Origin of the sequence: Streptomyces sp. NPDC002773 (assembly GCF_040295605.1) — a bacterium.
In the GTDB taxonomy this organism is placed as follows: domain Bacteria; phylum Actinomycetota; class Actinomycetes; order Streptomycetales; family Streptomycetaceae; genus Streptomyces.
Genome location: NZ_JBEOVO010000006.1, coordinates 204,385 through 215,994 on the forward strand (window position 1 = coordinate 204,385; position 11,610 = coordinate 215,994).

10 protein-coding genes are annotated in these 11,610 nt (G+C 73.2%); 8 read left to right on the forward strand and 2 right to left on the reverse strand.

The window, feature by feature from the left end:
• Window positions 1–79: 79 nt before the first annotated feature.
• Window positions 80–1,864 (forward strand): cell division protein PerM, encoded by a 1,785-nt coding sequence (locus ABT034_RS11030; RefSeq protein WP_351213570.1) that lies wholly within the window; start codon window positions 80–82, stop codon window positions 1,862–1,864.
• 33 nt (window positions 1,865–1,897) lie between these two features.
• On the opposite strand, the gene ABT034_RS11035 is transcribed toward ABT034_RS11030, so the two are convergent.
• The gene (locus ABT034_RS11035) at window positions 1,898–2,629 is read right to left on the reverse strand and encodes a hypothetical protein (RefSeq protein WP_351213572.1); all 732 of its coding nucleotides are present in this window, start codon (window positions 2,627–2,629) and stop codon (window positions 1,898–1,900) included.
• A 331-nt stretch (window positions 2,630–2,960) separates the two neighbouring features.
• Here ABT034_RS11035 and purN point away from each other — a divergent pair, with 331 nt between their 5' ends.
• The 3 genes from purN to ABT034_RS11050 all read left to right on the forward strand — a co-directional run bounded on the left by purN (window position 2,961) and on the right by ABT034_RS11050 (window position 6,791).
• Complete coding sequence (gene purN, locus ABT034_RS11040; protein ID WP_351213574.1) at window positions 2,961–3,590, forward strand: phosphoribosylglycinamide formyltransferase; 630 nt, start codon at window positions 2,961–2,963, stop codon at window positions 3,588–3,590.
• Window positions 3,565–5,130 carry a bifunctional phosphoribosylaminoimidazolecarboxamide formyltransferase/IMP cyclohydrolase gene (purH, locus tag ABT034_RS11045; protein ID WP_351213576.1) on the forward strand — a complete coding sequence of 522 codons (1,566 nt, stop codon included), beginning with the start codon at window positions 3,565–3,567 and terminating at the stop codon, window positions 5,128–5,130. The genes purN and purH overlap by 26 nt, the downstream gene beginning before the upstream one ends.
• 206 nt (window positions 5,131–5,336) lie before the next feature.
• The gene (locus ABT034_RS11050) at window positions 5,337–6,791 is read left to right on the forward strand and encodes a DUF2079 domain-containing protein (RefSeq protein WP_351213760.1); all 1,455 of its coding nucleotides are present in this window, start codon (window positions 5,337–5,339) and stop codon (window positions 6,789–6,791) included.
• A 64-nt stretch (window positions 6,792–6,855) separates the two neighbouring features.
• Here the strand turns inward: ABT034_RS11050 and ABT034_RS11055 are convergent, their stop codons facing one another.
• Window positions 6,856–7,467 (reverse strand): hypothetical protein, encoded by a 612-nt coding sequence (locus ABT034_RS11055; RefSeq protein ID WP_351213578.1) that lies wholly within the window; start codon window positions 7,465–7,467, stop codon window positions 6,856–6,858.
• Window positions 7,468–7,728: 261 nt separating this feature from the next.
• On the opposite strand from ABT034_RS11055, the gene ABT034_RS11060 reads away from it, so the two are divergent.
• The 4 genes from ABT034_RS11060 to ABT034_RS11075 all read left to right on the forward strand — a co-directional run bounded on the left by ABT034_RS11060 (window position 7,729) and on the right by ABT034_RS11075 (window position 11,539).
• The gene (locus ABT034_RS11060) at window positions 7,729–8,589 is read left to right on the forward strand and encodes a bifunctional methylenetetrahydrofolate dehydrogenase/methenyltetrahydrofolate cyclohydrolase (protein ID WP_351213580.1); all 861 of its coding nucleotides are present in this window, start codon (window positions 7,729–7,731) and stop codon (window positions 8,587–8,589) included.
• Complete coding sequence (locus ABT034_RS11065) at window positions 8,531–9,118, forward strand: DUF3017 domain-containing protein (RefSeq protein ID WP_502972870.1); 588 nt, start codon at window positions 8,531–8,533, stop codon at window positions 9,116–9,118. The genes ABT034_RS11060 and ABT034_RS11065 overlap by 59 nt, the downstream gene beginning before the upstream one ends.
• A gap of 222 nt (window positions 9,119–9,340) precedes the next feature.
• The gene (locus tag ABT034_RS11070) at window positions 9,341–10,324 is read left to right on the forward strand and encodes a helix-turn-helix domain-containing protein (RefSeq protein ID WP_351213584.1); all 984 of its coding nucleotides are present in this window, start codon (window positions 9,341–9,343) and stop codon (window positions 10,322–10,324) included.
• Between the two features lie 225 nt (window positions 10,325–10,549).
• On the forward strand, window positions 10,550–11,539 hold the full coding sequence (locus ABT034_RS11075; protein WP_351213586.1) for a malate dehydrogenase: 990 nt from the start codon (window positions 10,550–10,552) through the stop codon (window positions 11,537–11,539).
• Window positions 11,540–11,610 lie beyond the last annotated feature (71 nt).

Consider the following 11,610-nt stretch of genomic DNA (forward strand, 5'->3'; position numbering starts at 1 on the left):
ACATAAACGTATATTGAGCGACACAACGGAGGTTTGCCTGTTACGTGGCAAAAGCGCGTGTCGTTGGCAGCATGACCCCGTGACCCATGTGACCGAGCACCCCCTGGTCCAGGGCGGCCGTTCCGCCGCGCTCGCCGCCGCCTGTGTCCGGGGCGGGGTCGCCGCCGGCCTCGGCCTCGGCGCCCTCGCGGTCCTGGTGGTCGCGGCCTGGATCAGCTCCCCGCACCCCGACAGCGGCCCCGGCGGAGCCCTCCATCTGGCCGCGGGGCTCTGGCTGCTCGCCCACGGCGTGGACCTGGTCCGTACGGACACCCTGTCCGGCCTGCCCGCGCCCCTCGGCGTCGTCCCGCTGCTCCTGACCGCCCTGCCCGTCTGGCTCCTGCACCGGGCAGCCCGCGACACCCTGGACGCGGGCGACGAGAGTGACCGGCCGCGCCCCTCCGCGAGCGGCGTCGTGGCCGCCGTGGCCGGGGGATATCTGCTGGTCGCGGCCGTGGTCGTGGTCTACAGCGCGAGCGGCCCGCTGCCCGCCGACCTGATCACCGCCGGGTTCTGGCTCCCCGCCGCCGCCGTGGGCGCGGCGGGCGCCGGGGTCTGGACGGCGCTGGGCCGCCCGCTGCCAGGGCAGCGGCAGGCGGCCGTCGCCCTGCGCGCGGCGGGGCTCGGGCTCGGGACGCTGCTCGGCGGCGGCGCGGTGGCCGCGGCGGTGTCGCTGGCCTGGCACGCGAGCGAGGCGCAGGCCGCGTACGCGGTTCTCGCGGGGGAGTGGTCCGGACGGGTGGCGGTCCTGCTACTGGTCCTCGCACTGCTGCCGAACATGGCGGTGTGGGGGGCGGCGTACGGCCTCGGGCCGGGCTTCACCCTCGGTACGGGCGCGCTCGCGACCCCGCTGGGCCTCGCCGGGGATCCGGCCGTGCCGCCCTTCCCGCTCCTCGCGGCGCTGCCCGCGGAGGGGCGCGGGACCTGGGTCCACTGGGCGGCCGCGGCGGCCCCGCTGGCCGCCGCCGTGGTGCAGGGCCATCTGGTGGGCCACTCGGCGCGGAACTGGGCGGCCCGGGACACCGCGCTCACGGCCCTCGGCGCGGCCTGGGGGTGCGGGACGGCGGTCGCCGTGCTCGGGGCGGCGGCGGGCGGCCCGCTCGGCACTGGCCGGCTCACCGCGTTCGGCCCGGTGTGGTGGCAGACGGGCGCGGCGACGGTCCTGTGGGGTGCGTGCCTGGGGGCGCCGGTGGCCCTGGGAGTACGGGCCTGGCGCCGCCGCGCCCTCCGCCCGAAGCCCCTCCTGACGCAGGCGCCTCCGCCTCCGCCTTGGGCCGGCGGGAGAGCGGGTATGACGGGTGCGGCGGGTGCGGCCGGTGCGGCGGGTGCGGCCGGTGCGGCGAGCACAACGGGCGCGTCGGCTTCGGCCGCGAGCGTGAACGGGCCGACGCCCGACGTCCCCGGCCTGGACCCAGGCATCGGCCTGGGCTCCGGCATTGGTTCAGGCATTGGCACGGGCTCCGGCATTGGTTCAGGCATTGGCACGGGCTCCGGCTTCGGCCTTGCCCCCGCCCCCACCCCCGGCCGGGTCACCCGGCTCGCGAAGGCCCTCGGCCTCGGGCGTGCCGTCCGGCTCGCCTCCGGGGCGGCACCCGGCCCGGGGTCCGGCCTCGGTCCCGTACCCCCGATCGCCCCCGACGGTTCACTGCCCCAAGGGGAGCGGCCAGGCGCCGCCCCCGGGCCTGCCCGGCCCGGGGCGGCCCCCGCCGTCCGGTCCGCCGCCCACCTGGGGCTCGACGACGACCCGTACGGCGACTCCGCCTTCGAGCCGTACGACTACCTCCCGGCGGCCTGGGAATCGACCCCGCCCCCGGACAGGCCCTGAAGCCCGCCCGGGAGCCCCTCCAGCCCCTCAGCCCTACTCCCGGACCCCGAACCCCGCGCGGAGCGGCTTCGGGAGGAGGTCGTTGCAGGCCAGTTCGCCCGCGTGGGTGAGGGCGTCGTCGCGGCACTCGTAGAAGTCGCTGTAGACCAGCTGCATCGTGAAGCCGACCGCGACGATCATCAGGGCCACGCTCGCCGCGACCAGGCCGCTGATCGCGGCCGTGCGCATCGAGCGGAGCGGGGCCGCCGTGGCGCCCTGCCCCGACGGTCGTCCCGAGGGCTGAGACGCCGGCGCGGGCGCCGGCTGTGATGTCGGCGACAGCTCCGTCGCGGGCTTCGGCTTGGTCCGCAGCGAGCTGATCGCCCAGTAGAGACCCAGGGCGCCGAGGAGCAGCGCCAGTTCCGGGATCTCGAAGATGGCGAAGAAGAAGGCCCACATGCCCGCGAGGATCGCGTACCGCGCACGCCGCTGCGCCGGGTCCTTGGGGTCCCAGCGGGGCCCCTGGCCGCCGCTCTGCCCGGGCCCGCCCTCGGGCCCGTCGCCCTGGCCGCCGCCCTGGCGCTCGGGCCCCCGGCCGAAGCCGTCGTCGGAGCGGCCCGGCTGGCGCGGGCTCCAGCGGCCGTCGGACGGCCCGGGCGAGCCCGGGGCCCCGGACGCTTCGTCGTCCGAACCCTCCGGTCGCCGCGGCTGCCACGGCTGATCCGGCCGGCCCTCGGGCGGCGGTGCGAACGGGTTGTTGTCGTCCGTGGACTGGCGTTCCGGCATCTGCTGAACGTCTTCCCTCTGTCGTCGTGACCATGGCCGCACCCGTGGTCTCCGCTGCTGTCTCGTCTGCTGCTGCTCGTGCTGCTGGGTGCTGCTGCTCGTACTGCTGCGCGCTGCTGTCCGTTACGCCGTCCGGGTCTCCGACCGGTGCCGGCCGGGCGCGCGTCCGGCGTCGGACCCTGACGCTACCGCCCTGCTCCGCCCCCGTCCCGTGGGGGCCGCCCGGTGTGCCGGTATCGTTGCTGACGGTCGAGCCATTCGTAGGGTTCCCCGTATCGAGCGGCACGATTCGTTCGTACGACCGTACAAACACCACGGAAAGAGTGACCCAGTGGCTGCCGCCCGCCTCGTCGTCCTGGTCTCCGGTTCCGGTACCAATCTGCAGGCCCTCCTCGACGGCATCGCCGCGGACCCCGAGGGCTACGGCGCCGAGATCGTCGCCGTCGGCGCCGACCGCGACGGCATCGCCGGTCTGGAGCGCGCCGAGCGCGCCGGACTGCCCACCTTCGTCTGCCGGGTCAAGGACCACGCCACCCGCGAGCTGTGGGACCACGCCCTGGCCGAGGCCACCGCCGCATACGAGCCGGATCTCGTCGTCTCGGCCGGCTTCATGAAGATCGTCGGCAAGGAGTTCCTCGCCCGCTTCGGCGGCCGGGTCGTCAACACCCACCCGGCTCTGCTGCCCAGTTTTCCCGGTGCCCACGGGGTGCGTGACGCCCTCGCCTACGGCGCGAAGGTCACCGGGTGCACCGTCCACTTCGTCGACGACGGTGTCGACACCGGCCCGATCATCGCCCAGGGCGTGGTCGAGGTGCGGGAGACGGACGATGAAGCCGCTCTGCACGAGCGCATCAAGGAAGTCGAGCGCTCGCTGCTCGTCGACGTCGTGGGGCGTCTCGCCCGGCACGGCTACCGCATTGAGGGACGAAAGGTTCATGTCGGTGAACACGGACACGGTTAAGCCCATCCGCCGCGCGCTGGTCAGCGTCTACGACAAGACGGGGCTCGAAGAGCTGGCCCGCGGTCTGCACGAGGCCGGTGTCGAGCTCGTCTCCACCGGCTCCACGGCCGGGAAGATCGCCGCCGCCGGGGTGCCGGTCACCAAGGTCGAGGAGCTGACCGGCTTCCCCGAGTGCCTGGACGGCCGCGTCAAGACCCTCCACCCGCGCGTGCACGCCGGCATCCTCGCCGACCTGCGCCTGGAGTCGCACCGCGAGCAGCTCGCCGAGCTGGGCGTGGAGCCCTTCGACCTGGTCGTCGTGAACCTCTACCCGTTCCGCGAGACGGTCGCCTCCGGCGCCACCCCGGACGAGTGCGTCGAGCAGATCGACATCGGCGGTCCCTCGATGGTCCGCGCCGCGGCCAAGAACCACCCGTCCGTCGCCATCGTGACCAGCCCCGGCCGGTACGCCGACGTGCTCGCCGCCGTGCAGGCCGGCGGCTTCGACCTGACCGCCCGCAAGCGGCTCGCCGCCGAGGCGTTCCAGCACACCGCCGCGTACGACGTGGCCGTCGCCTCCTGGTTCGCCGCCGACTACGCCGCCGCCGACGAGTCGGGCTTCCCCGACTTCCTGGGCGCCACGTACGAGCGGAACAACGTCCTGCGCTACGGCGAGAACCCGCACCAGGGCGCCGCGCTGTACGTCGACGGCACGGGCGGCCTCGCCGAGGCCGAGCAGCTGCACGGCAAGGAGATGTCGTACAACAACTACACGGACACCGACGCCGCGCGCCGGGCCGCGTACGACCACACCGAGCCCTGCGTCGCGATCATCAAGCACGCCAACCCGTGCGGCATCGCGATCGGCGCCGACGTCGCCGAGGCCCACCGCAAGGCCCACGCCTGCGACCCGCTGTCCGCGTTCGGCGGCGTCATCGCCGTCAACCGCCCGGTGTCGGTCGAGCTGGCCGAGCAGGTCGCGGAGATCTTCACCGAAGTCATCGTCGCCCCCGGCTACGAGGACGGCGCGGTCGAGATCCTCGCCAAGAAGAAGAACATCCGCGTGCTCCGCGCCGAGGGCGCCCCGGCCAACCCGGTCGAGGTCAAGCCGATCGACGGCGGCGCGCTGCTCCAGGTCACCGACCGCCTCCAGGCCGACGGCGACGACCCGGCGAACTGGACCCTGGCGACCGGCGAGGCCCTGTCCGCGGCGGAGCTCGCCGAGCTCGCCTTCGCCTGGAAGGCCTGCCGCGCGGTCAAGTCCAACGCGATCCTGCTCTCCAAGGACGGCGCCTCGGTCGGCGTCGGCATGGGCCAGGTCAACCGCGTCGACTCCGCGAAGCTCGCGGTCGAGCGCGCGGGCGAGGAGCGGGCGACCGGCGCCTACGCCGCCTCGGACGCCTTCTTCCCCTTCCCCGACGGCCTGGAGATCCTCACCGCGGCCGGCGTGAAGGCGGTCGTGCAGCCCGGCGGCTCGATGCGGGACGAGCTGGTCGTCGAGGCCGCGAAGAAGGCCGGCGTGACGATGTACTTCACGGGGACGCGCCACTTCTTCCACTGAGCCGTATCGCCGTACGAGTCGGCTGAGTCGTATGAGTCGTATGAGTCGGACGAGTCGTACGGCAGCGGGCGGCCCGCCGGTACCTCACAGGTACCGGCGGGCCGCCCCGCTTCGCGCCGACAAGCCCCGCGGCGACAGATCCGCCGATCGGGTGGACTCTGGTCTAATGGGTTGCTCTTTTGTCGACCACTGGTAGTGGGGGCGTGGTGTTGGACGTACAGAACAGGTCCGCCGAGGAGGCCCTCACCGGCACTCCGGGCGCCGTCGGCACCGAGACGCCCGACGGCCTCTCGCCGGCCCCGCTCCGCCCGTACCTGATCCTCGCGGCCGTTCTCTGCGGCCTGTACTTCCTCTACTCCTGGGTGCAGTACGCGCACTTCCGCACCCCCTCGTGGGACCTCGGGATCTTCGGGCAGTCCGTCCGCGCGTACGCCGAGTTCCGGGCCCCCGTCGTCGACATCAAGGGCCCCGGCTTCCACATACTCGGCGACCACTTCAGCCCGGTCACCGCGCTGCTCGCGCCGCTCTACTGGATCTGGCCCTCGCCGGTCTCCCTGCTCTTCGCCCAGGCCGCGCTCTTCGCCTCCGGCGCCGTCGTCGTCGGCCGCACCACCCAGCAGGTCCTCGGCAGCCGCGCCGCAGGCATCGGGCTCGCCGTCGCGTACGGGCTGTCCTGGGGGATCCAGGAGGCGGTCAAGTCCGACTTCCACGAGATCGCCTTCGCCGTCCCGCTGCTCGCCCTGACCTGCCGGGCCCTGCTCCTCGGACGCTGGACCGCGGCCGTCGCCTGGTCCGCCCCGCTCGTCCTCGTCAAGGAGGACATGGGTCTCACCGTCTCCATGGTCGGCGTGGTCCTCTTCCTGAAGGGGCAGAAGCGGCTCGGCGCGGCCCTGGCCGGCTTCGGCGCGGCGGCCTTCGCCCTGACGGTCCTGGTCCTCATCCCGGCGGCGAGCCGGGTCGGCGAGTACGACTACTGGTCCAAGATCGAGAAGACCGGGGAGGGCGCGGAGACGTCCTTCGGGCAGGTCGTCGGCGACGCCCTCGCCTCCGGCGAGCGCTGGGAGATGGTCTTCTTCCTGCTCGCGATCACCGGCTTCCTCGCCCTGCGCTCCCCACTGGTCCTGCTCGTCCTGCCCACGCTCGGTTGGCGCTTCCTCTCCCAGGACGCCAACCACTGGGGCATGCACTGGCACTACAGCGCGATCCTGATGCCGGTGGTCTTCCTGGCCCTGGTGGACGGCGTCCGCTCCGTGCGGACCTCCCCGCGCGCGTGGCTCGTCTCGTACGGGAAGGTCGTCGTCCCGGTGGCGACGGCGGTGGCGCTCGTCCTCGCCGCGAACCTGCCGCTGCGGGAGCTCCTGAAGTCGGAGACGTACCGGACGGACACCCGGACCGAGCAGGCGCGGGCCGCGGTGGCCGCGGTGCCGGAGGGCGCGAGCGTGGAGGCCGACGTGACGCTCCTCGCGCACCTCACGGCGGACCACCGGGTCTACTGGGTGGGCACGTCGAAGGGGGCCACCCCGGACTATCTCGCCTACGACCTGCGGGGCTGGTCGCAGCAGGTGTCGGACCCGGTGCAGCTGGCTTCGCAACTGCATCCGGAGGCGCGGTACGAGCTCACGTACCGCTCGGACGGCTTCGCGGTCCTCAAGCGGGTGTGACGCGCGCACGGACGACCGAGGGCCCGGTTCCGCACGGAACCGGGCCCTCGGTCGTTCTACGTGATCAGTACTGCTGCTTGTTGCGGTTGAACCAGGCCGCGCCGTCCGACTTGCCCACGAAGACCGCGACCAGGATGGCCAGCACCGTGTGGGCGAGGCCGATGATCACGAACGGGTAGAGGCCCAGGATCGCGGTGATGATGCCGAAGACGAGCGCCGTGACGCGGATGCCGTTGCCGCCCTTGCCGAACTTGGCGCCGAGGACGATCGCGAGGACACCCCACGCCAGGATGAGCGCGGTGATGCCCCAGACGGCGCCGGCCGACATGTCGGCGATCTGCTGGAACTGGACGTCGTCCTTCAGCGCCGGGTCGTTCTTCGCGGCGGCGAGGCCCATCGCGCCCAGCACACCGAAGACCACGCCGATCATCTGCAGACCGCCGATGACGAAGAGCATCACGCGCGCGGCCTTCACACCGCCCGGCATCTCCGTGACCGTGCCGGGGTAGCCACCGCCGCCGTACGGGGAGACCGGCGGCGCGGCCGGGTAGCCGTAACCGCCCTGCTGCGGCGGCACGCCCTGGGGGGCCTGCTGGGGGTGGCCGTAACCGGGCTGCTGGCCCTGACCCTGGTTCTGCTGCTGGCCATAGGGGCTGTTCGGGTCACCGAAGCTCATCGCGGGTTTCCTCCGTGAAATTTCTCTGTGCGGGGACGACGCGGCCCGCGCGGAGGACTCTTCACGGGTGTGAGCGGATTCCCCCCGGCACTTTCCGCGGTACTTCGCCGATCATCGTGGTCGCATCGTCGACTTTTTGTCCAGTCGATACCCACCGGAGTTGTGCAAGTGCAACCTGTCGTTCCGTGCCGGTTCCGTACCGCCGGCCGCTCGGCACCGGCGAATTGGAACAAGGCGGGGGTCATCCGGGAGGATGTCCGCATGAGCGCCCAGATTCTCGATGGCAAGGCCACCGCAGCCGCGATCAAGTCCGATCTGACCGTCCGTGTGGCGGCCCTCAGGGAGAAGGGCGTCACACCTGGACTCGGCACCGTCCTGGTCGGCGACGACCCGGCCAGCCAGAAGTACGTGGCCGGGAAGCACCGGGACTGCGCGCAGGTCGGCCTCGCCTCGATCCAGCGCACGCTCCCCGCCACCGCCACCCAGGAGGAGATCGAGGCGGTCGTACGCGAGCTCAACGAGGACCCGGAGTGCACGGGCTACATCGTCCAGCTCCCGCTGCCCAAGGGCATCGACGAGAACCGCATCCTGGAGCTGATGGACCCGGCCAAGGACGCGGACGGACTGCACCCGACCAACCTCGGCCGGCTCGTCCTCAACGAGCCCGCCCCGCTGCCCTGCACGCCGAACGGTGTCATCACGCTGCTCCGCGCGCACGGTGTGGAGATCAACGGCGCGGAGGTCGTCGTCGTCGGACGCGGTGTCACGATCGGGCGCCCGATGCCGCTGCTGCTCACCCGCCGCTCCGAGAACGCGACCGTGACCCAGTGCCACACCGGCACCCGGGACCTCTCGGCGCACCTGCGGAACGCCGACATCATCGTCGCCGCGGCCGGTGTGCCGCACCTGATCAAGCCCGAGGACGTGAAGCCGGGCGCTGCCGTCCTCGACGTCGGCGTCTCGCGCAACGCCGAGGGCAAGATCCTCGGCGACGTGCACCCGGACGTCACCGAGGTGGCCGGCTGGATCTCCCCGAACCCCGGCGGCGTGGGCCCGATGACCCGTGCGCAGCTCCTCGTCAACGTCGTCGAGGCCGCCGAGCGCGCGGCCGCGGCGCTCTGACGTGACCGCCGGGACCCCGGGGGCTTCCGAGACCCCTGGGACGCCTGGGAAGCCGGACGGGGCGGACGCGACGAAGGCCGAGGCCGACGCCCCGGCTGCCGCCCCCGCCCCCGCTCCTGCCCCCGCCGGTGCTTGGCAGCGACCGAAGCCCACCCTCACCACCTCGACCGCGCGGCCCGAGGGCGGCGGCCGGGCGGCGTCCGGCGACGCCTCGGCGCCCGCCCGCCAGTGGCCGCTGCTCACCGTGCTCGGTCTCGCCGGGATCGGGCTGCTCGTGGTGGGGACGGACCCGTTCGCGGAGGCCTTCAGGATCGGCGCGATCCTGATCGGGGCCGCGCTCCTCGTGGGGGCCGTGATGCGCCGGGTGCTGCCGTCCGTGGGCATGCTGGCCGTACGGTCCCGCTTCACGGACATGATCACGTACGGGGTGATGGGCAGCCTGATCGTGCTGCTCGCGCTCATGGTGCAGCCGGGGCCCTGGCTGAGAATCCCGTTCCTGGAGGACATCCTCCATCTCACGGTCACCTGACCGGATCGTTCGAGGCACGACGCCCGCCCTCTCCCCCGTGGGAGGGCGGGCGCCGTTGCGATCAAGGGTCATGTACGTGCCAAGGGTGGTTCAAGGTCCGTCGGCGCGCTGTGGCACGGAAGTGACCATTCCGGTACCTCGGCTCCGCATCCGGGGCACGCGCCGCCCCCGGACCTGCCATCCTTCGGAAGTCGAGGGACCACGGGACAAGGGGGACCGCACATGCCTGGCTGGAAGGCGCTGCCGGACGAACTCGACCCGGAGGTACGCGCGTTCACCGAGCGGCTCCGTCGGCTGATCGACCGCAGCGGGCTCGGCGTCACGGCCGTCGCCGAGCGCACCGGCCATGAACGCGCCGCCTGGGACACCTATCTGAACGCCCGTCTGCCCGCGCCCCGCGGCGCCGTCGTGGCCCTCGCCGACGTGACCGGAACCGACCCGGCCGACCTCGCGGCCCACTGGGAGCGCGCGGAACGCGCCCGGGGCGACCACACGATGCAGATCCGGCGCGCCGACCCGCCGCCTCAGCCGGCGGAAACGCCGCCCCCGGACCCGGCCGAGCCCCAACCCCGTACCGCCGCGCCCCCACCCCGTACCGCCGAGCCCCCACCCCGTACCGCCGCGCCCTCACCCCGTACCTCAGCCCCTGCCCCGGCCCCCGCCCCCCGCTCCCGCCGGCGCAACGTCCTCCTCTACGCCGCCGGGATCGTCGGTGCCCTGCTCGTCGTCACCGCCGCCCTGCTCCTCGTCGATCTGGGCGGCTCCGACAGCGAGGCCGGCCGGGCGGCCCCGTCGCCCACCGCGACCGCCGCTCCCACCACCCGGCCCGCCACCCTCCCCGCCGGGGTGCGGTGCGTGGGGCCCGACTGCACCGGCCAGGACCCGGAGGCCATGGGCTGTGGCGGCGACCTCGCCACCACCGTCGCACGCGCGCGCGTGGGCACCGCCCAGATCGAGGTCCGCTACAGCGACACCTGCGCGGCGGCATGGGCCCGGATCACCGGGGCCGCCCCCGGGGACACCGTGACCGTCGACGTCGGGGACACCGAGCGGCGCGCCACCGTCGCCGACGGCACGGGCGGCGCCGACACGGCGGTGGCGGACACCGACGCGTACACCCCGATGGTCGCCGTCGCCTCCGGCGCCGACGCGCGGGCCTGCGGGGCGTTCGCGACCGGACGTCAGGGCTGTACCGGCGCCCCCTAGGGGGCCCCTGACGGACCGGCGGCGGGCAGGCGGCCGGAGGAGTGGTCGCGGGCGCGCATGCGGGCGGCAGTGAGCCGGACCACAAGGGGGTGGGGATTCACCGGGGCCCGGGTCGGATAGCCTGACCGCTGGATATCTCTTCATGTCGAGACACCGATCGATCAAGAGAGCTATCCCGCACCAGGGGCAGGGACCCCCACCGCCAGCTGTCTTACGGAGATCGCCATGACCCGCACTCCCGTGAATGTCACCGTGACCGGCGCGGCCGGCCAGATCGGCTACGCGCTGCTCTTCCGCATCGCCTCCGGCCACCTGCTCGGCGCGGACGTGCCGGTCAAGCTGCGCCTCCTCGAGATCCCGCAGGGCGTGAAGGCCGCCGAGGGCACCGCCATGGAGCTCGACGACTGCGCCTTCCCGCTGCTCAAGGGCATCGACATCTTCGACGACCCGAACCAGGGCTTCGAGGGTGCCAACGTCGCGCTGCTCGTCGGCGCCCGCCCGCGTACCAAGGGCATGGAGCGCGGTGACCTGCTCGCCGCCAACGGCGGCATCTTCAAGCCGCAGGGCAAGGCCATCAACGACCACGCCGCGGACGACATCAAGGTCCTCGTCGTCGGCAACCCGGCCAACACCAACGCCCTGATCGCCCAGGCCGCCGCCCCGGACGTGCCGGCCGAGCGCTTCACCGCGATGACCCGCCTGGACCACAACCGCGCGCTCTCGCAGCTCGCGGCGAAGACCGGCGCCTCGGTCGAGGACATCAAGCGCCTCACCATCTGGGGCAACCACTCGGCGACCCAGTACCCGGACATCTTCCACGCGGAGATCGCCGGCAAGAACGCCGCCGAGGTCGTCAGCGACGAGGCCTGGCTGGCCGACACCTTCATCCCGACCGTCGCCAAGCGCGGCGCCGCGATCATCGAGGCCCGTGGCGCGTCCTCCGCCGCCTCCGCCGCGAACGCCGCGATCGACCACGTCCACACCTGGGTCAACGGCACCGCCGCGGGCGACTGGACGTCCATGGGCATCCCGTCGGACGGCTCGTACGGCGTCCCGGAGGGCCTCATCTCCTCCTTCCCCGTCACCTGCACCGACGGCACGTACGAGATCGTCCAGGGTCTGGAGATCAACGACTTCTCCCGTACGCGCATCGACGCCTCCGTGGCCGAGCTGGCCGAGGAGCGCGACGCGGTGCGCGAGCTCGGCCTCATCTGAGTCCGGCTCCACACTCTCGGCGCCCCCGGCCCGTACGACCGACCGTACGAGCCGGGGGCGCCGTTTTCGTA

Coding starts and splice junctions, on each gene's coding strand:
- ABT034_RS11035 (WP_351213572.1), bottom strand. CDS start 2,629: ATGCCGGAACGCCAGTCCACGGACGACAACAACCCGTTCGCACCGCCG.
- purH (WP_351213576.1), top strand. CDS start 3,565: ATGTCGGTGAACACGGACACGGTTAAGCCCATCCGCCGCGCGCTGGTC.
- ABT034_RS11055 (WP_351213578.1), bottom strand. CDS start 7,467: ATGAGCTTCGGTGACCCGAACAGCCCCTATGGCCAGCAGCAGAACCAG.
- ABT034_RS11060 (WP_351213580.1), top strand. CDS start 7,729: ATGAGCGCCCAGATTCTCGATGGCAAGGCCACCGCAGCCGCGATCAAG.
- ABT034_RS11070 (WP_351213584.1), top strand. CDS start 9,341: ATGCCTGGCTGGAAGGCGCTGCCGGACGAACTCGACCCGGAGGTACGC.
- ABT034_RS11075 (WP_351213586.1), top strand. CDS start 10,550: ATGACCCGCACTCCCGTGAATGTCACCGTGACCGGCGCGGCCGGCCAG.